The sequence below is a fragment of the Paenibacillus sp. FA6 genome (assembly GCF_051550225.1).
In the GTDB taxonomy this organism is placed as follows: domain Bacteria; phylum Bacillota; class Bacilli; order Paenibacillales; family Paenibacillaceae; genus Paenibacillus_AQ.
Map to the genome: position 1 here is coordinate 5,898,957 of NZ_CP188820.1, position 26,906 is coordinate 5,925,862.

Consider the following 26,906-nt stretch of genomic DNA (forward strand, 5'->3'; position numbering starts at 1 on the left):
GTAGATATGCCAAATAAAGCGTTTAATGCAACCAAGTCCGAGAAAATATTCGATGTATGTAATATTATCTTTATGATGCTTGTCCTGATTGTTACTTTGTATCCATTCATGAACGTACTAGCGATTTCATTGAATGATTCGATTGACACTGTACGGGGTGGAATAACGATTTGGCCACGTCAATTCACGTTAGATAACTATAAAACGATATTTGGTTATGATACTTTGCTTCAAGGGTTACAGGTATCCATTCTTCGTACAGTAGTTGGTACATTCTTAGGATTGTTGAGTGCATCGATGATTGCGTATACACTTAGCCGTGTCGATTTCAGAGGTAGAAAGTTTATCTCAACATTTCTGGCATTGACGATGTATTTCTCAGGCGGTTTGATTCCTGTCTATATTCTGATGCGCGATTTGAACTTGATCGGAACGTTCTGGGTTTATGTACTACCTGGATTAGTAAGTGCGTTTAACGTATTTATTGTGAGATCCTTTATTGATGGACTACCTTATGCATTGCAAGAATCAGCCAAACTCGATGGAGCAAACGACTTCACGATTTACTGGAGAATTATTCTTCCACTGTGTAAGCCAGTTCTTGCTACGATTGCATTGTTTATTGCAGTGGGACAATGGAACTCATGGTTCGATACGTATCTATATAACGGAAGTAATGCCACCTGGACTACATTACAGTATGAATTGATGAAGGTACTACAAAGTACTCAATCAGGTGGTTCAGCAGTGAATGCTAACGATATGGCAACGAAGATGGCTCAGATTTCCCCGGAATCGATCAAAATGGCGATTACCATCGTCGTTACAGTTCCGATCTTAGTTGTGTATCCTTTCCTACAAAAGTACTTTGTAGGTGGTATGACACTAGGAGCTGTGAAATCATAGGTTTTATCTGAAGTAGGTCTTAGATATGACAGATTACCAAGGAAAGAATGGCAAGACTGAGTAATCCGTCAGATAGAAAATAGATAGATAGATAGATAGATTATAGATTTGTATAGGAGGATTTATAAATGGCAACTAGTAATAAGAAAAAGGCGGCGTTCCTAGCGCTAATAGTGGCTTCTTTAGTGGTAGCAGGATGTGGTAGTAACTCAAAGGATGCAACACCAGTGGATACGGGTGATACGACATCACCAATGACGTTCTCCTTCTTTGGTGCAGATGCAAGTCCCAGTTGGAACAAGATGCAAGATGAAGTTGGGAAAGTGATTACGGAGAAAACAGGTGTAACACTGAATGCAGAATATGCGATTTCTGGTGGAGGTCAAGACAAGATTTCTCTAATGGCAGCGAGTGGTGATTATCCTGATTTGATCTATGCAAAAAGCGATGTAGCTAAGCTGGTGGATGCTGGCGCGATGCTTGATTTGACAGATCTGATTGAAGAGCATGCCCCGAATATTAAAAAAGTATATGGAGAATATATGGATCGTCTCCCATACAGTAATGAGGACAGAGCGATCTATGTTATTCCAACGAACGCGGCTGTGAATCAGACTAGCTTCGATGCAACTGGTGGATTTGAAATTCAGCATGAAGTTCTGAAGGAATTAGGTTATCCAGAAGTGAAGACACTTCAAGATTACGAGAAGGTGTTACAAGCTTATTATGACAAACACCCTACGATTGATGGTCAACCCACGATTCCATTGACTTTGGATGCGGATGATTGGAGAATCATGATCACGGTAACGAACCCAGCTTTCTATTCTACGGGTGCTCCGGATGATGGTGAATATTACATTGATCCTGAAACGTTTGAAGCTCAACTTCACTATAAACGTCCGGAAGAAAGAGAATATTTCCGTTGGTTGAACCACATGTATACTATAGGTTTGCTGGATAAGGATACATTCATACAGAAGAGTGACCAATATAAATCTAAGATTTCCAGTGGTCGTGTTCTCGGTCTGATTGACCAAGAATGGGGATATGCCGATGCTGAGAACGCTCTGAAATCAGCTGGTAAACCTGAAAGAACGTATGCGCATTTCCCTGTAACTATTTCTGAAGAATATAAGGATCATACCTTTGTAGATACTGGGTTCTTGTCAGGCTGGGGTGTGGGAATTACAACGGCAACGAAAGATCCTGTTCGTGCCATCAAATTCCTAGATTACCTAGCTTCTGACGAAGGACAAGTTCTGATTAATTGGGGAGTTGAAGGAAAGCATTATAATGTTGTAGATGGTAAGCGTGTCATTCCTGCGGATGTCTTAGATCAGAAGAATAATGATAAAACTCAATTCACCAAGACATCAGGTATCGAATTATACGGTAACATATCTGCACACTACGGTGACGGTGTACTAGACCCAACTGGTAACTACTATACAACGAACTTCCCAGAACAAATTGTAGCTAGCTACACAGAGGCTGAGAAGGAAAGTTTGAAAGCGTACAATGCAACTACTTGGAAGGATCTCTTCCCTACGGCAGAGGATTTCCCTGTTAAGGCTTACGGTGCTGCATTTAATATCACTGTAGAAGAAGGTTCGAATTATGCTGTTAAATTCCAAAAAACACAAGATATTATCCGTAAACGTATTCCGGAAGCAGTTCTGAGTACTCCTGAGAAGTTCGATGCTGTGTATGATGCCATGTTGGTAGAGCTTGATAAAGCTGGCGCAGTAGAGATGGAGAAAGAATATACTCAGCTCGTGAAAGATCGCGTAGATCTATGGAGTGGTAAGTAAATGATGTAGGTAGGATGCCCCTTTTGTTGAAGTTAAAAGGGTTGAGAAGAACATAAAAAAGGCGACTTTCCATTCAGAATTGAATGGGAAGTCGTCCTTTTTTACATCTGAAAGTATAAGTTTCTTTTGGTACTTTCAGATGCATTCCTGGTGAATTGTGGATGGAGGAGGGAAGGCCGAGGGGAAAGGAGTAAGTGCCTAAACAACACTTAAATTAGAAAAATAGGCTGTCTAGCGAGAATTAAGTGCTCAGATGACAGTTGAAATCCGGGTAATGGCTGAAAAGTAGGTTTTTCGAGTAATTAGATGTTATTTGAACAACTAAAGTGGGGGAAGGAGGAATAGTGGTGGATGTAGAGGACAAATTTGCAACTAACTGCGTGATCCCTTACTACAAAAATGGAAGTATAAGGTATGTGGTGCGGGCAGCTGCAGAAAGTGCAGTTGTTTCACGCGTAAAGATGAGATGAAGAGAAATAGATGTAAAAGATGCAGTTGAAAGTGGGGAAACGGCTAAAAGGGAGGTTTTGTGAGTAATTAGCTGTACGTTCTGCAGTTAAAATCGTGGCAGAACAAGATGTCTGAATTTAGCTGTATGTTTTGCATCTAAAAAGAACTACTGGAGCCGAGCGGCGTTTTTCTCATTGAAATTCATTTCACAAAATTTCAAGCATAGGTTGTTCAGTGTCCTTGTATATGATGTCTCTCTAAGGAATATGGGCAGAAATTAAGGTTAGTCACACATCTGGAAGTAGCAGAACCCTAGAAAGTAGAACAAAAGAAGGGAATGGGTATGAAGCGAAAAGTTCACGTTCCTCCTTTAAAGTCGTGTTCCATCATCTGAAAACAATTCAAAGAACACAACTTTAAGAGCGGATGTAGCCCATAGCTGAAAGCGATACGAAGTATCGCTAGCATCGTAAGCATAAGCTTCCTTCCCACCCACCACATAAACTCCCCAACCAAGGGCGCCGCAAGGAGCCTTTCTTTATGTCCATTATGTATAAAGGAGTCAGTTATAAAGTTGGAACATAAGGGATTCGTAATATTTTCACCCTAAAATCGCAACATTACCACCTCAAAAAATGGGAATAAGTCTTGTAGAATAAAGACTGTAAACAGAAACATTCTCGAGAGGGGTTAAGAAAATGAAAAGAGTTAAACATTTGACGGTATTGATGCTAGTCATCATGTTGGTAGCTTCCCTAGCAGCTTGTGGAGGGAATAACACAACGAATAATAACGCTAAGAACAACGCGCCTGCTACTGAACCCGCAGAAACCAAAACACCTGATGAGGTGACAGCACCTGCTGAGAAGGTTGAACTTTCCTTCTGGTCATTGGGAACAACAAACTATGAGGAACTTGGTAAGGAATATACCAAAGAGCATCCAAACGTAACAATCAAATTTCAAAACACGTCAGATCAGACAGCGCATCACAATAATCTGACAACATCGTTATCTGCAGATTCAGGTGCTCCTGACATCTTCATGCTTGAGATCGGTTTCATGGAGCGTTTTATTACCGCTCAGGATAAGTTTTATAACTTAAATGATTTGGGTGCTAAAGATATTCAAGCTAACTATTTAGACTGGAAATGGAAACAAGCGTCATCTGTTGATGGAAGTTTCCAAATTGGTCTCCCTACAGATATTGGTCCTACAGTTGTATACTATCGTACAGATCTTGCTGAGGCAGCGGGTTTACCCGTTGATCCTGAAGGATTCGGGGCAGCAATTGATACTTGGGATAAATTCGCAACTGTGGCTAAACAATTTAAAGAAAAAACAGGAAAGCCATTTGCTGACTTGACGGATCTCGTATATAACGGTGTTCGTGATCAATCGGCAGATCAAATTTACTTCAATAAAGCTGATGGTTCCTTTATTGGAGACACCAATCCACAAGTCAAGAAAGCTTATGACTTTACGGTACAGGGTATTCAAGAGGGATGGATCGGTAACACGTTGCTATGGTCTCCTGAATGGGGTCAAGCAATGAATGATGGAGGATTTGGCGTTGTATTGGGACCTGCTTGGATGGCAGGAAACATTAAGAGTAACGCACCAGGTTCAACTGGTAAATGGAAAATCACTCAATTGCCTGAAGGTGCTGGTAACTGGGGTGGATCATTCTTGACATTACCTAAAGAAGGTAAGCATCCGAAAGAAGCTTATGAATTTATCGCTTGGTTAGATAGTCAAGCAAGCCAACTTGAATCGTTCAAAGCTAGTGGGTTAATGCCTTCGATTCCTGCACTGTATGGAGATGCAGCCTTCACAGGATTCCAAGATGAATTCTTCGGAGGTCAAGCAACAGCAGTTGAATATGGTAAAGCAGCAGAGCGCGTTGAACCCGTCTATTACGGTCCATTACATGACCAAACAGATACGTTCTTTAAAGATGCACTTAAAAATGTATTAGAGAAGAAATCTGATCCAGCTAAAGAATGGGATGCAGCCGTTAAGAAAGCGAAGACATTGGCAGAACGTAGCTAAAAGCTTCTTACTCTAATCTGTATAAGAAACCATCCAAATTCGCAGGAAGGGACACTTCTTGCGAATTTGGTTTTATAAATCATTCCATGGAGGTGCATCATGGCAGAACCGGTCACAGTTCGTCCATCTATTAGCGTCAAGAAGCCTTTTCTTACAGAGCAACGACGGAGCCGTATTACGGCCTATACGTTTATTTCACCCTTTTTTATTCTATTTGCTATATTCGGGCTTTATCCGATTTTATTTACCATCTATCTATCGTTCTTTAAGTGGGATGCATTAGGTCCAATGAAGTATGTTGGTATAAAGAATTATGATCTGATCATCAGTGATCCGACCTTTTGGATCTCATTTAGTAATACGCTCATTATGGGTGTTATGGGGACAGTTCCCCAGTTAATCATTGCTCTTTTTGTGGCAGTTATCCTTAACTCATCCCTGACCAAGTTTAAGAAATCCTTCCGTATTCTTTATTTCATGCCGAATATTACGTCAATCGTTGCTGTAGCACTCGTGTTCAGTACGATGTTCGGTAACAATGGGATGGTTAATTGGCTTCTCAACGGATTAGGATTAGATAATGTAGCATTTAACTCTGGATGGTGGGGCGTTAAGATTGCTATTTCTACGATGGTGATGTGGCGCTGGACAGGTTACAATGCCATCATTTTTCTATCAGGTCTCCAAAGCATTCCAACAGACTTGTATGAGGCTGCTAAGATCGATGGAGCGAACAGAAGCCAACAGTTACTGTTTATAACGTTACCATTATTGAAACCTTTTATTGTTTTTGTAACATTATTATCAACGATTGGATCACTTCAATTATTTACCGAGCCGTATGTGTTTCTTGGACAATCAGGAACGGGTTCTACTCGTGAGGAAGGTGTCACCATGGTTACCTATTTGTATAGCGAAGCATTCCGTAATGGGTTCTTTGGTACAGCTGCTGCAACGGCAGTTATGTTGTTCTTAATCACCATTGTTTTCTCCGTTCTTAATATGATCATATCTAGCCGATTAGGTGGAGATACAGGAGGGGATACAGCATGAGCTCATTAAATACTATGACAACGAAGCGGAGTAATTCAGGCTTCTTTAGCAAGATACTATATTATGTGTTACTCATCGCTGGAGCTCTAATATCTATCTTCCCATTCTATTGGATGTTCGTTATTGCTACCAATGATCGTGGAGCGGTTTTCCACATTCCACCTCTGTTAACGATTGGAGATCAATTTTTTAACAACTTTGAACGGGTCTTAGAGAAATCCGATTTCTTCAGGGCACTGGGGAATTCATTGTTTGTTTCTTCGATGGTCACTATTTCTGTCGTATTTTTTTGTACACTTGCTGGATATGCATTTGCGAAATACGAATTTCCTTTCAAAAAAGTTCTGTTCTTTTGTGTTATTGGTACTTTGTTCGTTCCCACTCAATTGAGTGTTCTTCCGACGTATATTATCATGGCTAAGCTACATTGGATTGATAGCTATAAAGCGCTAATTGTGCCTGCTATGGTTAACGCATTCGGTATATTCTGGATGAGACAGTATATTTCTACTGCCGTGCACTCCGAATTAATTGAAGCGGGTCGTATCGATGGAGGCGGACATTTTCGGATTTTCTGGAATATTGCTATTCCAGTTATCACACCAGCGATGGCAACACTCGCCATACTTAATTTCATGAACGTATGGAATGACTTCTTCTGGCCACTAGTTGTTCTGAAGAATAAAGAGCATTATACGATACAAATTGCATTGCAACAATTATTCTCGAACCGTGATGGTCTGGATTATGGCATGATTATGTCAGCAACTTTTACGGCTACATTACCCCTATTAATTGTTTTTCTTTTCTTTAGCAGATACTTCATTGCAGGTCTAACATCTGGTGCCATTAAGAGCTAAATAATTATTATTATTCCATCAAACAAGGATATGGGAGCACAATGAAGAATAATAGACGTAAGAGACAGCAGCAGGAGGAAGTGAGTAAATGAAACTCCGTCGTAAAATTTTACTAGCTATTATTCTTCTTGTGTTTATTCCTGTCATTGTGATGGGGGCTATATCGTATTATAATTTCTCAAGTGCGATGGAGAAGAAATCAAGTCATTTCTACTGGGTTTCTCTATTGGAGACCGATCGCAAATTAAAGTACGCTCTTAGTGAAATTACTACCATCTCTAATGCAGCAATTACACAACCACTCGGTGCAATTCAACAATCTCTGAAGCAACTAGATATGATTATGACTTATGATCGTAAACAGGAGATCAATAATACGTTAATTAACCATCCTATGATTTCTTCATTTAGTCTTTATACCAATGACAGCTTAATCTATGAGTATAATGAGCCGATGTCTTTCGAGACCATGAAGAGCAAAGATTGGTATGAACCTATGGTAGAAGCCGAGGGACGGCCTATTTGGGTTGGACCGGGTGAGAATGGTAAGTCTGAACAAGGTCACTCTGTTCTTATTCAGGCACGAATGATTAAAGACTATGATTCTTTGGAGAATATAGGATCGCTCGTCATTTATGTTAAACCAGATATACTAGACCAGGTTTTTTGGGAAACAGCCACGCTAAAAAGCGGGGATATTTTGCTTGTAAATAAGCAAGGGAATATCGTCTTTGATAAATCAGGCGATCATGTTGGAGAGCAGGTAGAGTTTCCCTTTTTGGCTAGTGGATATGCGAAAGAGAAGGGCTATTACGTTGATAACTATAGGAACGAGAAATCTCTGATCACTTTCTTGCCATCCTATAAAGAGGAGTGGTATTTGGTAGCTATCACACCAATGAAACTGATCCGCTCAGAGTCAGATTCCATCCGTAATATTGCGATTATATTAGGTCTATTTTCATTGTTGTCGGCCTTGTGGTTTGATCAATTATTCATAAGCAAGCTAGTTCGAAGCATTATTAGTGCGGTTAATGGAATGAAGCGGGTGCAACAGGGGGTATTCATACCTATTCATTCACATACGAAGCGTGATGATGAAACGGATTTACTAATAGATGGATTTAATCGAATGAGTATGCAGATCGATGAATTGATACTGCAGGTGGAAATGGAACAAGGACGAAAAAAGGAAGCTGAACTGCAGGCATTAGTGTCTCAAATCAATCCTCATTTTATATACAATTCATTAGAATCTATTAATTCGATGGCTGTATTGCAAGGCAATAAGGATATAAGCAAGATGGTCATCGCCTTGGGTAAATTGCTAAGGATTAGCATTAACGACAACCAAGAATTGATTCCAATTCATATGGAGTTTGAGCATGTTCGGCATTACCTAAATATTCAGAAATATCGGTTTGAGGATAAATTTGATTATGAGATTGATTACCCTGAGTCCATGAAATATGTGATGACGCAGAAATTGATTGTTCAGCCTATTGTTGAGAATGCTCTGTATCATGCGATTGAACCCATGGAAAATAAGGGATACATAACGATCCGTGCCCATGAGACGGAAGAAGATGTACTTATTGATGTCATTGATAATGGACCGGGCTTCGATCAGGCTACACTGATGAATTTATGGACTAGGAATACACCAGATCAGAAGAAATATCGTGATAATGGTGTAGGTCTCAAAAATGTTCATGAACGTTTAGTTATTCGATTCGGTAGCACTTATGGTATTCTCATTTGTTCTTCTCCTGGTTGCGGTTCGACGATTCGAATTCGGATACCGAAGATACTAGCATAATATATAAGGAGAGGAGGATTGGTCAACATGAGGAGATTTATGAGTTGGGGTTGGATGGTACTGTACATCATTGTATTGATAGTGACAGTTATGTTGATTACCGTTAGAGAAGAAGAGGACCCAATCGATGAAGGTTCGCCAGAGAAGATTACGCTAACCTTTCGTCATTTCTGGATTAAGGAGCATGATCGGCCAATCCTTGCACTCTTTGAAGAGGTCGTGCATGACTATCAAGAGTCACATCCGAATGTAAAGGTCAACTTTGATGGAATGGATCAGACTACTCATAGGGAACAGAAATTAAAGAGTGAGATGGTAATAGGTACGCCACCCGATATGTTTGTATTGTTTGGGGGGGCTGAAATCGAACCGTATATTCGTGCCAATCGCTTGATGGACTTAACGAATTTCGTGATGGATCATAATCTGAAGAATCAGTTTAAAGATCTTAGCTTATGGATGGCAAATGAGCGTGTCTACGGTTTACCCATTGAAGGCAATGCAGAGCCGTTATATGTGAACGCAGAGATATTCAAGGAGCTTGGGCTTCCAATGCCGCGAACACTTACTCAACTAAATGAAGCGGTTCTAGTGTTGAAGCAACATGGATATATCCCTTTTGCATTAGGGAACGAGGAGCGCTGGCCCGCTGGGATCTTTGCTCACTATCTCATGGATCGGTTTTCTAACCCGGATTTAATTAATATGCTCGTGCAGGGTGAAGAGGGTATTGGATTTCACAATAAAGAATATTTGCAGGCGTTTGAGCAATTGGAGTCTTGGGTCAATGAGGAAGTATTTGGTCCTTCGCCTAATAAACTGTCTACAGAAGAAGCGGTGCATCTCTTTACTCATGGTAAAGCGGCCATGTATTTGAATGGGAACTGGGATATTACGTTATTTCATAATGAAGATGCCCCTCCAGATTTTCAGAACAAGGTGAGTGTTATTCCGTTCCCATCGGTATATGCAGAAGGAAAGCAATCCATGGCTGGAGGTTACACGATTGGTATCGGATTGTCTTCCAACTTAACAGACGCTAAGAAAGAAGCTGCACTTGAATTAATGCAAGCTTTCTATACGGAGGAAGTTCAGACAAGGATTGTGTATGAAGGATTAAGGATACCTTCCATGTGGATCAAATTTGATTCTGAGAAGACAGGACCTATTTTCACGCAAATGATTGCTGTAATGGAAGAGAGCCAAACAAGCTTTGTACCGTATGATAATGTCTTGTCACCAGAAGTGAAGCGGTCATTCTTACGTGTAATTGAAGAAATTATCGATGGTAAAATAAAGGCAAAGGAAGCCCTAGATCAGCTTGATGCTTCCTCCGTGCAATATTGGAGTTTAAGGAAAAATTCTATTGGGAATTAATCTTAGGGAGGTTAGATGAAATGGTTGCAATAGGGAAGAAGTATAAAGTTATTCTAGTGGATGATGAACCACTAATCTTACGTAGTCTAAAAGCAGCCATTCCTTGGGATGATCTCAACCTTGAAGTCGTAGGAGAAGCGAGAAATGGGGAAGGGGCACTTCGTTTAATCGAAGAAACTTCTCCTAATATGATTATTAGTGATATTCGAATGCCTGGTATTGACGGGATATCTTTAATGAAGGAAGTTTTAGCGAATAATCCAAAGCTAATTTTTATTATCATTAGTGGATATGGTGAATTTGAATATGCGCGCGAAGCACTTAGGCAGGGGGCGTTTGATTATTTATTGAAGCCGATAGATCATGATGAACTGACGGAAATGCTCGTACGTGCAAGTGAAAGGTTGGATTCACAAATTGAAAATGATCAATTAATTGACTCTGTCCAAACACTATCGTTAATGGCTCGGGAGCGAATGTATTCAGAGCTCATTGAAGGAAATCAAAGAACACTCCACCATATGAACTGGATAGAAAGTGATGAATTGGAACAGGACTACTTTATGGCTGTTGTGCAACTTGATCAATACTTGTTATTAAATGGTCGCTGGACGAACGAAGAGAAGCGATTGTGGCTGTTTGCTATCCGAAATATTCTGGAGGAATGGTCACAGCAGAATAAAGGGATGACAGTATTTCCTTTTCATAGTGGGGAATGGGTTGTCTTATTTACTAGCACATGGAACGATAACTTAATTTCACTAGGTGAAGATATCATTCTACACATCAAGAAGTACTCTAAACTAACTTGCTTCGTTGGTATTAGTAAAAGTACGAAAGGTATTGATCAGTTAAGTTCTTCGTATCAAAGTGCAACCAGAGCGTTGTATCAACGCTTTTATTCAGAGAATGAAGGGGTGTTCATTGATACGGATTCGAGTAAGTATCTCGCGAGAAATCAAGAGGTTAAATATCCGAAGCATCTTGAAACAGCTATCCTACAATGTATTCGTACACTTGATTTGGAGCGTATGCTTTCGTTCTTCGATGCGATGAAGGCATATATAGAAGAGTATTCGTTGACAAAGGATATTGCGGAACGAATGATTGTGGAAATGACGGTTGTGCTGTACAGACAGTTTGAATATTCGAATTTCTTAGTGGATGGATCACTGGGTGGATTGATTCAAAGACTTCATGAGATGGCAACGCTTCATGAGATGATTCGTGAAGTAAAGGTAACCTTTGAGAAGAGATTGAGAGAGAATAGGGAAAGTAAATCTAAAGAGGATATTCAAATGAACGTGGATAAAGCACAAAAGTATATTTCAAATAACTATCATAAGGAGTTAAGTATTGAAGAGTTATCTGAGTTAGTAGATTTGAGTGCAAGTCATTTTTGCATGATATTTAAACAAGTTTCTGGATATACCTTTTTGGAGTATCTAACGAAGTGTCGAATGGAGAAGGCAAAGTATATTTTGAAGAATACAAGTGTGAAGGTATACCAAATTGCGCCACTTGTCGGTTATCAGGATCCTAAATATTTCACACAAGTATTTAAGAAGGCGACAGGGAAGACACCGTCCGAATTTCGTGATGAGACGGGTTGAAATATAAGAATAAGAGAGGAGACGAATAATGGTTACTTCAATAAATAGAATGGTATTGACAGGTTAGAAATCATCTTATATAATCAACATATGAAAGCACTTTCATATGGAATTTATTTTTGAATGCGCTTTCCGAAAACGTTTCAGTTATATTTCTTCTGAGTATAACTAATGATGAATATCATCAAGTCATGTGCAAGGATTACTAAGGGGATACAACCAGAGTTAATTCATTCTAAAGGGGGATTTACGGTATGAAGGGGAGAACACCGAAAACGTTTGCGATGTTGTTGTTAGCTAGTGCACTACTTGTATCAGCATGTGGTAACAATAATAGTGCTGGCACTAATTCAGGGGACACTAAAGAACCAGCCAAATCTACAAACACAGCAACAGAGACAGGATTAGATACTAGTCCAATTACATTTAGTTTTTTCGGAGCGGATGCTAGTCCTAACTGGAATAAGATGCAAGATGAGGTAGGTAAAGCAATTACAGAGAAAACAGGTGTTACGATTAATGCTGAATATGCGGTGCAAGGTGGCGGGCAAGATAAGATTTCTCTTATGGCTGCCAGCGGTGATTATCCAGATTTGATCTTTGCTAAAGGCGATATTAGTAAGATGGTAGACGCTGAAGCAATGATTGATTTGACAGACTTAATTGAAGAGCATGCTCCTAACCTAAAGAAAATATATGGTGATTACATGGATCGCCTACCATATAGTAGTAAAGATAAAAGCATATATGTTCTTCCGAGTAATGCTCAAGTAGGTCATACTTATTTTGATGCTGGTGGTGGATTTCAAATTCAGCACGAAGTGTTGAAAGAGCTAGGGTATCCTGAAGTGAAGACACTTCAAGATTACGAGGATGTACTGCGAGCTTACGTTGACAAATATCCTACAATCGATGGTCAACCAACGATTCCTTTGACACTAGATGCGGATGATTGGAGAATTATGATCACTGTAACCAATCCAGCGTTCCTTTCAACAGGTGCATCGGATGATGGAGAGTATTACATCGATATTGATACATTCGAAGCTAAACTTCATTACAAACGTCCAGAAGAGAAGGAATACTTCCGTTGGTTGAATCATATGTATAATGTTGGTCTTCTTGACAAGAACACATTCGTACAAAAAAGTGACGAATATAAAGCTAAAATCGCTAGTGGCCGTGTGGTAGGTCTAATTGACCAAGATTGGGGTTACGCAGATGCAGAGAATGCTCTAAAAGCGGCAGGTAAACCTGAAAGAGGGTATGCTCACTTTCCTGTAACACTCTCACCGGATATTGTAGACCATTCCTTCCAAGATACAGGATACATGGCTGGTTGGGGTATAGGAATTACTACTGCTAATGAAGATCCAATTCGTGCTATTAAATTTTTGGATTACTTAGCTTCTGATGAAGGTCAAGTTCTTAGGAATTGGGGCATCGAAGGAACACATTATGTTATAGAAGATGGTAAACGTGTTATTCCTGCAGATGTACTAGATAAGAAGGTTAATGATAATAGTAACTTTATTAAGACAACAGGTATTGATCTGTATTCTACATTCTCTCCTCGTTATGGTGATGGAGTACTAGATCCAACGGGTAGCTACTACACTACGAACTTCCCTGAACAAATCGTAGCTATGTATACTGAAGCTGAAAAGGAAAGTTTGGCAGCATACAATGCTACAACTTGGAAGGATCTATGGCCTTCCTCAGATGAGATGCCTGTGAAACCTTGGGGAGCTGCTTGGGATATAGCTGTTGAAGAAGGTTCACAATATACTGTAACGGTCCAAAAGACTCAAGATATTATTCGAAAACGTATTCCAGAAGCTATCTTAACTACACCTGAGAAATTTGACGCTGTTTACGATGGTATGTTGGTAGAGTTGGACAAAGCTGGTGCGGAGAAGATGGAAGCAGAATATACAGAGTTAGTAAAAGCAAGAGTAGATCTTTGGTCTGGTAAATAACAGATTTATCAAAAAAAATTGATAATAATACTTGAGGGGCTCTCATTTTGAGAGCTCTTTTTCGCTTTATATACTCGGCATTAAATATCTATATTTACAAACATAAGCGTTCAATCGTATCAACGGGCGTGTCATTGATATGACGGATGAATCCTTGAATAGTCTTACGAGTTTTCTGAACCGAGTCAAAGAAGACGTTATTAATAACGGTGGACTTCATCCAGCCACATAGCTCTTCAATCACATTCAAATTTGGATTGTAGGGGGGAAGATAGACTAGTGTAAGTCTACTTGTTGCCGAATATATAGTACCTTTTTCATGATCCTTAAACACTCGCTCTTTCCGCAGTTCATTTCTACTAATCCACTACATAAACTTCTCAACCAAGGGCGCCGCAAGGCGTTTTTCTTATGGAAAAGGACCCCTAAAATAAGGGTGTACAAAATGCGGGGAATGATATATATTGGTAATGAAAGCACTTACAACATTTTTTTAAAGGTTTTCGAAAACGCTTTCTGAACATCATGAATAACATACCTGTATTAAAGATGTATGATTATTAGATATGGGAGGGTTTTATTAAATGAAAAGAAAAACGCCGAAAACATTTGCAATGCTGCTTATCGCAAGTGCGCTACTGATTTCTGCTTGTGGAAACTCCAACACAAATAGCTCCGGGAAAACAGCAGAATCTACGGGGAATTCAACAAGTACGAATGCGGTCAAGGAAGAGACAAATGATATTACTCCAATAAAGTTTACCTTTTTTGGTGCTGATGGTAGTCCGAACTGGAATAATATGAAGGATGATGTTGGACAACTAATCACTGAAAAGACAGGCGTAACCATTAATGCTGAGTATGACATGAATAATGGTGGTGACGATAAGATTGCTTTAATGGCAGCGAGTGGAGACTATCCTGATATCATTTTTCCTAAAGGCAACTTGACCAAATTGGTTGATGCAGATGCTATGATTGATATGACAGACTTAATTGAGGAACATGCTCCTAACTTGAAGAAGTTATATAGTGAGAATCTTAATCGCCTTAAATATAGTACAGCTGATCCAGCCATTTATACGATCCCTACGAATGGATCTGTCGATCAACAGAGTTTTGATGCAACAGGCGGATTCGAAATTCAACATAGAGTGTTGAAAGAACTAGGTTATCCTGAAATTCGCACCACAGCAGATTTTGAGAAAGCTTTAAAAGATTATGTAGCGCTACACCCTGAAACAGATGGTGCTAAAACGATTCCATTATTACTAAATGCTGATGACTGGAAAATTATGATTACGGTTACAAACCCAGCATTTGGTGCAACTGGCTTAGCGGATGATGGAGAATTTTATATTAATCCTGAAACATATGAAGCCAAATTACACTACAAACGTCCGGAAGAGAAAGAATACTTCCGTTGGTTGAACCATATGTACAATGAGGGTCTTCTAGATAAAGATACATTTGTACAAAAAGATGACCAATACCAAGCTAAAATTGCAAGCGGTAGAGTACTTGGATTAATTAGCCAAGAGTGGGAATATGGAAATGCTGAGAATGCCCTTAAAGCTGCTGGGAAAGATGAATATACTTACGGACATTTCCCTGTGACAATGTCTGAAGATATTCTTGATCATTCATTTCAAGCTACAGGGTTCGATGGTTACGGAATTGGTATTACAACGTCTTGTAAAGATCCGGTTCGGGCTATTAAATTTTTAGACTGGATGGCATCTGAGGAAGGTCAGGTACTCAGAAACTGGGGGATTGAAGGGAAGCACTATAATGTAGAAGATGGTGTCCGCGTCATTCCTGCAGATGTTCAAGATAGAAAGATGAATGATAATATAGCTTTCACTAAAGAAAGTGGTATTGGACTCTACTTTGTCTTCAGTGGACACTATGGAGATGGAGTGAAAGATTCAACTGGCAACTATTATACAACGAACTTCCCTGAACAGATTATTGCTAGTTACTCTGATGTTGAGAAAGAATCGTTAGCAGCTTATAACGCTACAACTTGGAAGGACTTATTCCCAGGTGAAGATGAATTCCCAGTAAAAGTATGGGGAGCAGCGTATAACATGCCAGCTCCTAGCGACACAGTCTATACTGTAGCCTATCAAAAGACGCAAGACATTATTCGTAAACGTATTCCAGAAGCAATTCTTGCTAAACCTGAGAAGTTCGACGAAATTTTCGACGGTATGCTTGCAGATTTAGATAAAGTTGGAGCCGTTCAGATGGAACAAAAATATACTGAACATGTTCAAGATAGAGTCAAATTATGGACGGGTCAATGAGACCACTTGTACCAAGAAATGAATAAATAGATAAACAGGCAGTCTAGAGGACATTGTTTCTTTAGCTGCCTGTTGCTATTTGTGGTCGATGAAGGCGCTTAATGATATAATTAATGTTTGCATGAGACTAGAATAGTTAGGAGTGAAATCTATGACAACACGTAATAGGCAAAAGACGATAATGTCTTATTTAGAGCCTGCTTCGAAATGGGAAGAAGCGCTTCCTTTAGGTAATGGACGGATGGGCGCAATGGTATTCGGAGGCATAGAACGAGAAGAGTTTCAGCTGAATGAGGATACACTTTGGTCTGGTTTCCCAAGAGACCATGAACAATATAATAGTTTGCGTTATTTAAGTAAAGCTAGAGAATTAGTGAATGAAGGTAAGTATAAGGAAGCAGAGCAACTGATTAATACGCAAATGTTAGGTAGGGATTCGGAAGCATACCAGCCTTTGGGACATTTAATTATTGAACATGATGCTATAGCAGAAGTTCAGGATTATCAACGCGAGTTAGACCTTAACACGGGTATTGCGCTTACTTCTTTCCGAAGTGGTGAGACCGTATTTACAAGAGAGACATTCATTAGCGCTGTTGATCAAGTCATGGTAGTAACCATGGAGGCAGTAGGCGGGAATGCAAGAATTAATGCGGTTGCACGTCTTGAAAGCCCGCATCAACCGCAAGTTACTGTGAATGATAATCAGGAAGTTGTCCTTGCCGGACGTTGTCCAAGCCATATAGAGTCTAATTACCTCAGGGATCATCCTCAGTCCATTTTATTTGAAGAGGGCTTAGGTGTTAGTTTCAAGTTACATATGGTAGCTGTTGCTCAGGGTGGAACGATTAGTTATGAGAATGACGAATTGCATGTTAACGATGCGCAAGGTGTGACATTCTATCTCACGGCCGCTAGTGACTTTGAGAAATTCGATGTGATGCCTGGCTCCACTGGTAAAGACGTAGGGGGGATATGCTCGGGTGTGTTAGCTGATGCAGTTCGTATGGGGGATCAAGCCATTCGTGACCGACATGTGAAGGATCATACGGAGATGTTCGGACGCGTAGACTTCTATTTAGGAACGAATGAGAATAGTGAACTTCCAACGAATATTCGATTGAAGTCGTATCAGGATGGGGCTCAGGATCCTGGCCTTGAAGCGTTATATTTTCAATATGGGCGTTATCTGTTAATGGCGAGTTCTCGGCCTGGTACACAACCTGCAAATCTGCAAGGGATATGGAATGACCGGATGGAGCCACCTTGGGGTAGCGAGTATACGACGAATATTAATACTGAAATGAATTACTGGTTGGCTGAAATCGGGAATCTTAGTGAATGTCATGAGCCATTGTTCGATATGATCGAAGATATATCCATCGCCGGGCGTCGCACAGCCAAGGTGAATTATCAAGCCCGCGGCTGGACGGCACATCATAACGTAGATATATGGCGGAAGACATCTCCAACGGGTGGGGATGCGAGTTGGGCGTTCTGGCCGATGGGCGGAGTATGGTTGACTGCTCATTTATGGGAGCATTATTTATTTACAGGTGACGGTGAATTTCTGAAGAATAAGGCCTATCCAGTCATGAAGGGTGCCGCTCTATTCTGTCTGGATTGGTTGGTTGAAGGACATGAAGGTTACTTAGTGACGAATCCGTCCACATCGCCTGAGAATAAATTTCTGACTTCAGATGGTGAGGCGAGTAGTGTAGCGATGGCAAGTACGATGGATATGACGCTAATACGTGAATTGTTCACACACTGTCTCGATGCAATAGCGATACTAGAAGTGGATGAAGAGTTAGGGCAAGAGATTTCCACTGCCTACCAACGATTATATCCTTTCAAGATAGGTCAACATGGACAGCTTCAAGAATGGGTTCATGATTTCGAAGAGAGCGAACCTGGTCATCGACACGTATCGCATTTATACGGTGTTTATCCAGGGCGGGAAATCAATCGTTATGAGACTCCGGACCTGCTTCAGGCGGCATTTATTTCTTTAGAGCGCCGTATAAGCAATGGCGGCGGGCACACGGGTTGGAGTTGTGCTTGGTTGATTAATCTCTATGCGAGGTTGTTGGACGCTGAGTCTGCCTATAACTTCGTTCATACATTACTCGCCCGTTCTACACATCCGAATCTATTCGATGATCATCCGCCATTCCAGATTGACGGTAACTTCGGTGGAGCTGCAGGGATGATTGAGATGTTGCTCCAGAGTCATCTGGATGAGATTCACCTACTGCCGGCCCTTCCAAACGAATGGAGCAGAGCCGGTTATATTACAGGTATTAAAGCTCGTGGTGGATTCTTGATTGATATGGAATGGGAAAACTCTAAATTAATTAACGTAAGTATTACTTCTGACAGAGGTGGTATATGTAATCTCCGCTGTAATACATCGTTGGTGCTAGAGGATGGAACGGATATTGGAGAATGGGATTCTCAAACAGAACAGTTTACATTACAAATAGTTACTGCCAAAGAGGACAAGATAATGCTAAGAGCTAAGAGCTAAGATTGATAGGAGGAATCATTCATGACAGAACAATCCTTATCCAGATTGATTGATCACACGCTTCTAAAGGCTGATGCGAAGAAAGAAGAGATTCAAAAGTTGGCTGAAGAGGCTAAAGCCCATCTCTTTGCATCGGTATGTGTGAATCCAGCATGGGTTGCAGTAGCCCATGAGGTGCTGAAGGATACTCCAGAAGTGAAAGTATGTACGGTTATTGGTTTTCCACTTGGCGCATCAACACCTGAAGTTAAGGCGTTTGAAGCGTCCAATGCGATCGCAAACGGAGCAAGTGAAGTGGATATGGTGATCAATATCGGTGCATTAAAAGGGCGTGATGATGTTTTGGTATCACGAGATATTGCAGCTGTCGTTCAAGCGGCTCGTGGAAAAGCGCTCACGAAGGTTATCATTGAGACCTGCCTACTTACAGATGAAGAGAAGGTACGAGCTTGTAAGTTAGCAGTTGCAGCGGGTGCTGATTATGTGAAGACATCAACAGGATTTTCTACCGGTGGAGCAACGAAAGAAGACATTGCGTTGATGCGTGCAACGGTAGGAGCAGATATAGGGGTTAAAGCTTCAGGTGGAGTGCGGAGTGCAGAAGACGCGAAGATCATGATTGCTGCGGGTGCATCGCGAATTGGGACAAGTGGTGGAGTAGCTATAGCTGCTGGAGAGCAAGCTGAAGGAAGCTATTAAGCACAGATTCCTTGATTCAAGAATAGTTCTGTAAAAGAGAGACGGATGGTCAAGCCAAGTACGATAGGGCTGGACTATCCGTCTTTTAATATGGCATTTTTAAGTTGATTTGAAAATAGGGGTACACAAATGATAATAAATGAACTATAATGAACCTATATGAACGTTTGATGTTTTAAAATATGATAAATTGAAAGTGAGGATTTTATAATTATGGAAAATCGCTATGTATCTCATCCCAACGATGTAAAGGTATTTAATACGGATCGCTTACGTGAGGAATTTTTGATAGATCAATTATTTACAACAGATGAACTGGTAACTGTATACACGCATGTGGATCGTTTTATTGTAGGTTCAGCAGTACCAGCTACGAAGGATATTAAGTTAGAAGTGAATCTTAAGGATATCGGAACAGATTATTTCCTTGAGCGTCGTGAGATCGGTATTATTAACGTGGGAAGTAAAGGTATTGTAACGCTTGATGGTACGGAATATGTAGTGGATTCGAAAGAGTGTCTATACGTTGGACTTGGTGTAAAAGAAGTTGTATTTAAGAAGGATGGCGGAGCTCGTTTCTATTTCAACTCTGCTCCTGCACATAAGGCATACCCGACGAAGAAATCAACGCAGGCAGAAGCTACTCCGGCCCATATGGGAAGTATCACCACATCTAACGAACGGACGATCTACAAATACATCCATCCGGACGGTATTCAAAGTTGCCAGCTTGTTATGGGAATGACAGAATTAGATCCAGGTAATATGTGGAATACGATGCCAAGCCATACACATAACCGTCGTTCTGAAATATACTTGTATTTCAATCTACCTGAAGATGGAGTAGTATTCCATATGATGGGTGAACCAGATGAGACGCGGCACTTGGTTGTTAGAAATGAGCAAGCTATTATCTCACCAAGCTGGTCTATTCACAGCGGTGTAGGAACGTGTAACTATACATTTATTTGGGGAATGGCTGGAGAGAACCAAACCTTCAATGATATGGATGCAGTAGCTATGCAAGATCTGCGTTAATTGATATAGAAAGCGATGAAACTTTATGAGTCCCTTGAAACGACATGAAAAAATTATGGAGGTCCTGATCTCGGGCCAAGAAGTTACGGTTGTAGCATTGAGTGAAATGTTACAGGTGACGGGTAAAACGGTGCGTGACGATCTCGCCAAGCTGGAGAGTATGGGTCTACTGACAAGAGTCCATGGTGGAGCGATATTAGCTCAGAATGATCAGTATGGGATTTTAACCAATAAAGGTGTAACCGATAAGAATAGTTCAGAGAAGGTCCAAATTGCTAAGCGTGCACTTCAGTACATCGTACCTGGTGATATTATTGCGTTGGATGGTGGGAGCACGACGCTAGAAATTGCTAAGCGTTTGGATAATCAACCATTGACGGTCATTACGAATGATCTATTCATTATTAATGAATTGACTCGGAAAGATCAGATTATGCTTGTCGTTCCTGGCGGATCACGTGTGCGTAACGTATTAGTGAGTGAAGATGCTCCGCGTATGATTTCAGAACTGAATATTCACAAAGCGTTTGTTTCGGCAACAGCAGTAGATCCTGAGTTCGGTTTGTCGATTTATACGGGGGATTTGGTTCCTTTTAAAAAAGCGCTAATTGAAACGGCTCAGCAGGTGTATTGCGTCGTTGATCATATTAAATTTGGTCAATTTGCTCTTAGAACGTTTGCGACATGCTCAGATGTAGATGCGATTATTACGGATAACGGTATTTCGGAACAGATGGCCGAGAGATTTAGAGAATCCGGTATTACACTAGACTACAAATCGTAGGAGGAACGGATCATGGGGTTATTTGATTTAACTGGTAAAGTAGCTGTCGTTACAGGAGGCGGAAGTGGTCTTGGTCAGGGAATAGCGATCGGACTTGCGGAAGCAGGGGCAGATATTGTCTCTATATCCTATTCAAGTAGCGATGAGACGATACAAGCTGTTGAGAGTCTGGGACGTAAAGCCTCCGCAATTAAGGCTGATCTTAGTGATGAAACAGTGCTGGAAAGTGTATTTAATGAAGCGCTAGGTTTCTTCGGGAAAGTAGATATATTGGTTAATAATGCGGGAATTATTCGCCGTGTAGCCGCAGCTGACCACCCAGCTCAAGATTGGCATGATGTCATTAGTCTGAACTTGAATAGTGTATTCTTCCTATGTCAATTAGCGGGTCGTCATATGATTGAACGCGGTAGTGGTAAGATTATTAATATCGCTTCTATGCTGACGTACCAAGGCGGAATTAACGTTCCAGGATACACAGCGAGTAAGCATGCCGTTGCAGGAATTACGAAGGCATTGGCGAATGAATGGGCATCTAAAGGCATTCAGATCAATGCGATTGCACCGGGTTATATGGCAACAGACAATACTTCTGCTATTCGTGCTGATGAGAATCGCTCGAGAGATATTCTAGCTCGTATTCCTGCATCACGTTGGGGAACGCCAGCTGATCTGAAAGGTCCTGCTGTATTCCTAGCATCGGACGCATCAGACTACATGAATGGCCATGTCGTTTGTGTAGACGGTGGATGGATGGCCCGTTAAACGAAGGATTACTTCATTTAGAGCCGAAGGAATATGATAATTGATGTTAGCTCAAATAACCCTTACGATGAATCTATCGGAAGGGTTATTTGATATCACTTTTCGGATGCGTTAAGTGTGAATAAACCTTTTCAAATGCAATGATTTATGAGAAGATGTGGAAAGTACAACGATTAGTGAGAGTTCAAAAACTCAGGTTTTCACCATTAAGAGGGTATCATTTTTTCAATTGATAAGGGAGGCTTTACCATGTCCGAAGAAAAGAGTTTATCGTTTGAGACCTTGGCCGTTCACGCAGGTCAGGAAATAGATCCTACCACATTGTCACGAGCAGTTCCGCTGTATCAGACTACTTCTTATGGATTTCAGGATAGTGAACATGCTGCTAATTTGTTTGCACTAAAGGAGTTCGGAAATATCTACACTCGGATCATGAACCCTACTACGGACGTGTTCGAGCAACGTATTGCTGCTCTCGAAGGTGGCGCAGGTGCGTTAGCAACTGCATCGGGACAAGCAGCCATCACATTCTCGATTCTTAATATTGCTGGAGCAGGGGATGAGATTGTATCTTCATCCAGTCTATATGGAGGAACATATAATTTGTTCGCTAATACACTGTCGAAATTAGGGATTAAGGTCCATTTCGTAGATTCGAATGATCCCGAGAATTTTCGCGCGGCGATTACGGACAAGACAAAGGCGCTTTATGCGGAGACGATTGGTAATCCCCAAGGAAGCATCCTTGATATAGAAGCAGTTGCGAAGATTGCCCATGAACATGGCCTTCCTCTCATTGTAGATAATACATTCCCAAGTCCTTACTTACTTCGTCCCATCGAACATGGGGCTGACATTGTTGTTCATTCAGCAACGAAGTTTATTGGAGGTCACGGTACTTCCATTGGTGGTGTCATTGTTGACGGAGGTAAGTTCGATTGGAAAGCTAGTGGTAGATTCCCTGGGCTTACTGAACCGGATCCAAGCTACAATGGCGTAGTCTATACTGAAGCTGTGGGGCCTATAGCATACATTATCAAAGCTCGTGTTCAATTGTTAAGAGATATGGGTTCTTGCATCTCACCATTTAACTCTTGGATGCTTATACAAGGTATAGAGACATTACATCTGCGGATGGAACGTCATAGTGAGAATGCGCTTAAAGTAGCTCAATATTTAGAAAATCATGCTGATGTAGAATGGGTTAGTTACGCAGGTCTACCAAGCCATTCATCCTATGAACTCGCCAAGAAGTATTTGCCTAAGGGACAAGGTGCCATCCTGACATTTGGGATTAAGGGCGGTACGGAAGCTGGTCGTAAATTAATTGAAAGTGTGAAGTTATTCTCACACTTGGCGAATGTTGGTGATTCGAAATCCTTGATTATTCATCCCGCTAGCACAACGCATGCACAACTGTCGGAAGAAGAACAGCTCGCAGCAGGTGTCAGACCGGAAATGATTCGCCTATCTGTAGGAACAGAATTTATTGGTGATATTGTGGATGATCTGGAACAAGCCATTCAAAATAGTCAGAAATAATAAATAGTAAGAACGTTCATTTTGAAAGAGCATCTCACCAGCCGAATGGCTGGTGGATGCTCTTTTTGTGTGCCCAAATGTGAGCTTTGTTGTTTACTTGTTCTCAACAAAGGGATATAATATAATCACAAAGTTGCATCAGGTAAAAATAATTGCATATGTACAAGAAATGATTCTCATTCTCATTGACCATGCTGCTCCGGATAATCCGGAGCAGCATGTGTCATTTTTAGGGAAGTAATAATGCAATTCATTCTCAATAAGGAAGGTGACTAATGATGGAAAACGCTCAGAGAGCTTCATCCAGAATGGACTTAGCTCAAGCTCAGAACAAAGGGAATACTCCAAATCCACATAGAAAAGGGAAATTCGATCTACGGAGCATGCTTAGCAATAAAGAGATGCTCGCTGCACTAGGGAGTGGGGTGCTTACTCTTATAGCTTGGTCAGTGGGCCATTCATATGAATACCTATCCATTCTATTGTATGTTACAGCCTACGCGCTGGGTGGATGGATCACAGCTAGGGAAGGAATCAAGACGTTGATTCAAGAACGCGATCTTGATGTGAATCTACTGATGATCGCGGCTGCTATGGGTGCTGCTTCAATCGGATATTGGAACGAAGGGGCATTGCTGATTTTCATATTCGCCTTCAGTGGGGCGTTAGAGAGTTACACGATGGAGAGGAGCAAGAAAGATATCTCTTCATTATTGGCATTGAAGCCGGAGACTGCTTTGCGTATTGATAATGGAGAAATGAAGAAAGTAACGATTGATCAGCTCCAGATTGGGGATCTCTTTCTCGTTAAGCCAGGTGAATTGATTCCTGCTGATGGTCGTGTTGAACGAGGATATTCTGCCGTTAATCAAGCCTCCATAACCGGTGAGCCGATTCCTGTGGACAAAACAGCAGGGGATGACGTATTTGCCGGTACGATTAACGGAGAGGGTGTACTCTATGTTGAGGTAACGAAATCAGCTGAATCTACGGTATTTGCCAAAATTATTAAATTGGTCGAAGAAGCAGAAAGTGAAGTGCCGAATTCTCAACGTTTTATTAAACGCTTTGAATCGATCTATGCACGCGTAGTGGTCGTGGTAACCTTGGCTGTGATTGTTCTTCTACCATTAGTATTAGGATGGACTTGGGAAAATTCCTTCTATAAAGCGATGGTATTTCTAGTTGTTGCATCTCCATGTGCGCTAGTCTCGTCTATTATGCCCGCTATGCTGTCAGCCATTTCGAATCGGGCGCGTAAAGGGATTCTTTTTAAAGGTGGAGCTCATGTGGAGAACTTAGCGTTGACGTCCGTAGTTGCATTTGATAAGACGGGCACACTTACGCTCGGTACACCGCAGGTAACAGACTTTATCGTTGATGAAACGTATGACCGTGATGAACTTCTCACCATATGTGCTTCTGTGGAGCAGTTATCAGAGCATCCACTAGCAAAGGCTATTGTACTCAAAGCGAAAGAAGAAGTTAGGGGCTTAATGTTAAAAGAAGTTGAAGCCGTTCAATCGATAACAGGTTGGGGAATGTCAGCTGAGGTGGAAGGAAGTCTGTGGAAGATTGGTAAGAGTAACGTGCTAGATAAGGTTACCGTTGAATCTATGTGGTTGGAACACAGAAGTAATCTGATGAACCAAGGAAAGACAGTCTCGGTCATTATGAATGGTACTCGTGTCTTTGGTCTAGTTGCTTTTCAGGATACGATTCGTCCTAAGGCAGCACTTGCTGTAAAGTCATTGCAGGCTCTAGGTATTCAGGTTGCAATGCTTACAGGAGATCATGAGGATACAGCACAAGTGATTGGTAAACAGATCGGTGTGGACTTTGTTTATGCAGACCTACAACCTGAAGCCAAGGTAACTCATATTAAACAACTGAGAGAGAAATTTGGGCATGTGGTCATGGTGGGTGATGGCGTTAATGATGCACCAGCGCTAGCAACTGCAACAGTGGGAATCGGTATGGGAATGAACGGAAGCGGGACAGCTTTAGAAGTCGCGGATGTTGTCCTAATGAACGATAATATCGAGGAGATTGCTAGTACCATCAAGTTAGCACGACGTGCGCAAAGAATCATTAAACAGAATATGGTATTCGCAATCAGCGTGATTTCTCTGTTAATTATAAGCAACTTCTTCGGGGATATTGCTCTTCCATTCGGCGTAATAGGGCATGAAGGCAGTACTATTTTAGTTATCTTGAATGGATTGCGACTTCTGAAATGATCTGTAACAGATATGTTGACAAATCAATTTTTTTGAACCATAATAGTTACTAGATGATAATTATTCTAAACAAATATTTATTAAATTCTTTTTCTTTAAATTAGGAGGATATATAATGTACAAATCTATTATTGTAGGGACAGGACCTGCGGGGTTAACTGCCGCGATATATTTGGCTCGTGCCAATATGAAACCACTTGTCATCGAAGGACCGCAACCGGGCGGACAATTAACAACAACAACTGAAATTGAGAACTTTCCAGGATTCCCCGATGGGATTATGGGTCCAGACCTGATGGACCAAATGCGTAAACAAGCTGAGCGTTTCGGTGCAGAATTTCGCACAGGATGGGTGAATAGTGTAGAGCTTGGGGAACGTCCATTCAAATTGGATGTAGAAGGAATCGGTGAACTAGTGACTGAGACACTTATTTTATCCACTGGGGCAACGGCTAAATACTTAGGAATCCCAGGTGAGCAGGAGAATATTGGACGTGGTGTTAGTACATGTGCAACCTGTGACGGCTTCTTTTTCCGTGGGAAAGAGATTGTAGTTATTGGAGGTGGTGATTCAGCGCTGGAGGAAGCGAACTTCCTAACAAGATTTGCATCGAAAGTAACTCTTGTTAACCGTCGTGAGGAATTACGTGCATCGAAGATTATGCAGGATCGTGCTCGTGCTAATGATAAAATTCAATGGTCTCTGAATCGTACCCCTCTAGAAGTTTCGGTCGGTGAGAAGGGTGTTAATGGAATTAAAGTATTGAACAATGAGACGGGCCAAGAAGAATTGATTGAAGCTAGTGGTGTGTTCGTAGCGATTGGTCATCATCCGAATACGGCATTTCTTGGCGGGAAGATCACGACGGATGAGAATGGGTATATTGTCGTGACACCAGGAACAACGGAGACGAATATCCCGGGTGTATTTGCTTGTGGTGATGTTCAGGATACGAAGTATAGACAAGCTATTACCGCAGCGGGTACGGGCTGTATGGCAGCTATGGATTGTGAGAAATATATCGAGAGCCTTGAATATAACACGGTTAAGATTTAATATATGGATTAGAAATATGA

Annotated in this window: 20 protein-coding genes; 18 read left to right on the forward strand and 2 right to left on the reverse strand. The window is 41.1% G+C overall.

Going from position 1 to position 26,906, the window contains the following annotated elements:
• Positions 1-6: 6 nt before the first annotated feature.
• Both ACP8HI_RS26580 and ACP8HI_RS26585 read left to right on the forward strand, forming a co-directional pair.
• Positions 7-906, forward strand: coding sequence for a carbohydrate ABC transporter permease (locus ACP8HI_RS26580; protein WP_438349067.1), 900 nt, complete (start codon positions 7-9; stop codon positions 904-906).
• Positions 907-1,034: 128 nt separating this feature from the next.
• Positions 1,035-2,720: an ABC transporter substrate-binding protein gene (locus ACP8HI_RS26585; RefSeq protein ID WP_438349068.1), complete on the forward strand. Its 1,686-nt coding sequence runs from the start codon at positions 1,035-1,037 to the stop codon at positions 2,718-2,720.
• Between the two features lie 820 nt (positions 2,721-3,540).
• On the opposite strand, the gene ACP8HI_RS26590 is transcribed toward ACP8HI_RS26585, so the two are convergent.
• Positions 3,541-3,666, reverse strand: a complete 126-nt coding sequence (locus tag ACP8HI_RS26590; protein ID WP_438349069.1) for a hypothetical protein — start codon at positions 3,664-3,666, stop codon at positions 3,541-3,543.
• Positions 3,667-3,868: 202 nt separating this feature from the next.
• Between ACP8HI_RS26590 and ACP8HI_RS26595 the strand changes: the two genes are divergently transcribed.
• From ACP8HI_RS26595 to ACP8HI_RS26625, 7 genes are all read left to right on the forward strand, one after another.
• On the forward strand, positions 3,869-5,221 hold the full coding sequence (locus ACP8HI_RS26595) for an ABC transporter substrate-binding protein (protein WP_438349070.1): 1,353 nt from the start codon (positions 3,869-3,871) through the stop codon (positions 5,219-5,221).
• 99 nt (positions 5,222-5,320) lie between these two features.
• Entirely contained in the window at positions 5,321-6,274 is a 954-nt protein-coding gene (locus tag ACP8HI_RS26600) for a carbohydrate ABC transporter permease (protein ID WP_438349071.1), read from the forward strand.
• Positions 6,271-7,134 (forward strand): carbohydrate ABC transporter permease, encoded by an 864-nt coding sequence (locus ACP8HI_RS26605; protein ID WP_438349072.1) that lies wholly within the window; start codon positions 6,271-6,273, stop codon positions 7,132-7,134. Before ACP8HI_RS26600 ends, ACP8HI_RS26605 begins: the two co-directional genes overlap by 4 nt.
• Positions 7,135-7,222: 88 nt before the next feature.
• The gene (locus ACP8HI_RS26610; RefSeq protein WP_438349073.1) at positions 7,223-8,953 is read left to right on the forward strand and encodes a sensor histidine kinase; all 1,731 of its coding nucleotides are present in this window, start codon (positions 7,223-7,225) and stop codon (positions 8,951-8,953) included.
• A 27-nt stretch (positions 8,954-8,980) separates the two neighbouring features.
• Positions 8,981-10,330, forward strand: coding sequence for an ABC transporter substrate-binding protein (locus ACP8HI_RS26615; protein ID WP_438349074.1), 1,350 nt, complete (start codon positions 8,981-8,983; stop codon positions 10,328-10,330).
• A gap of 20 nt (positions 10,331-10,350) precedes the next feature.
• On the forward strand, positions 10,351-11,943 hold the full coding sequence (locus tag ACP8HI_RS26620) for a response regulator (protein ID WP_438349075.1): 1,593 nt from the start codon (positions 10,351-10,353) through the stop codon (positions 11,941-11,943).
• A gap of 254 nt (positions 11,944-12,197) precedes the next feature.
• Positions 12,198-13,922, forward strand: coding sequence for an ABC transporter substrate-binding protein (locus ACP8HI_RS26625; protein ID WP_438349076.1), 1,725 nt, complete (start codon positions 12,198-12,200; stop codon positions 13,920-13,922).
• A gap of 94 nt (positions 13,923-14,016) precedes the next feature.
• On the opposite strand, the gene ACP8HI_RS26630 is transcribed toward ACP8HI_RS26625, so the two are convergent.
• Positions 14,017-14,256, reverse strand: coding sequence for a transposase (locus ACP8HI_RS26630; RefSeq protein WP_438349077.1), 240 nt, complete (start codon positions 14,254-14,256; stop codon positions 14,017-14,019).
• Positions 14,257-14,506: 250 nt separating this feature from the next.
• On the opposite strand from ACP8HI_RS26630, the gene ACP8HI_RS26635 reads away from it, so the two are divergent.
• From ACP8HI_RS26635 to trxB, 9 genes are all read left to right on the forward strand, one after another.
• Positions 14,507-16,231 carry an ABC transporter substrate-binding protein gene (locus ACP8HI_RS26635; RefSeq protein WP_438349078.1) on the forward strand — a complete coding sequence of 575 codons (1,725 nt, stop codon included), beginning with the start codon at positions 14,507-14,509 and terminating at the stop codon, positions 16,229-16,231.
• Positions 16,232-16,382: 151 nt separating this feature from the next.
• On the forward strand, positions 16,383-18,761 hold the full coding sequence (locus tag ACP8HI_RS26640; RefSeq protein ID WP_438349079.1) for a glycoside hydrolase family 95 protein: 2,379 nt from the start codon (positions 16,383-16,385) through the stop codon (positions 18,759-18,761).
• Between the two features lie 21 nt (positions 18,762-18,782).
• Positions 18,783-19,460 (forward strand): deoxyribose-phosphate aldolase, encoded by a 678-nt coding sequence (deoC, locus tag ACP8HI_RS26645; protein WP_438349080.1) that lies wholly within the window; start codon positions 18,783-18,785, stop codon positions 19,458-19,460.
• Positions 19,461-19,673: 213 nt separating this feature from the next.
• On the forward strand, positions 19,674-20,498 hold the full coding sequence (gene kduI, locus ACP8HI_RS26650) for a 5-dehydro-4-deoxy-D-glucuronate isomerase (protein ID WP_438349081.1): 825 nt from the start codon (positions 19,674-19,676) through the stop codon (positions 20,496-20,498).
• A gap of 25 nt (positions 20,499-20,523) precedes the next feature.
• On the forward strand, positions 20,524-21,282 hold the full coding sequence (locus ACP8HI_RS26655) for a DeoR/GlpR family DNA-binding transcription regulator (protein WP_438349082.1): 759 nt from the start codon (positions 20,524-20,526) through the stop codon (positions 21,280-21,282).
• 12 nt (positions 21,283-21,294) lie between these two features.
• Entirely contained in the window at positions 21,295-22,047 is a 753-nt protein-coding gene (kduD, locus tag ACP8HI_RS26660) for a 2-dehydro-3-deoxy-D-gluconate 5-dehydrogenase KduD (RefSeq protein ID WP_438349083.1), read from the forward strand.
• Positions 22,048-22,296: 249 nt separating this feature from the next.
• Positions 22,297-23,589, forward strand: a complete 1,293-nt coding sequence (locus tag ACP8HI_RS26665; RefSeq protein ID WP_438349084.1) for a homocysteine synthase — start codon at positions 22,297-22,299, stop codon at positions 23,587-23,589.
• Positions 23,590-23,867: 278 nt separating this feature from the next.
• A complete protein-coding gene (locus ACP8HI_RS26670) occupies positions 23,868-25,829 on the forward strand; it encodes a heavy metal translocating P-type ATPase (RefSeq protein ID WP_438352007.1) in 1,962 nt (653 codons plus the stop codon).
• Positions 25,830-25,944: 115 nt separating this feature from the next.
• Positions 25,945-26,886 (forward strand): thioredoxin-disulfide reductase, encoded by a 942-nt coding sequence (gene trxB, locus ACP8HI_RS26675; protein ID WP_438349085.1) that lies wholly within the window; start codon positions 25,945-25,947, stop codon positions 26,884-26,886.
• Positions 26,887-26,906 lie beyond the last annotated feature (20 nt).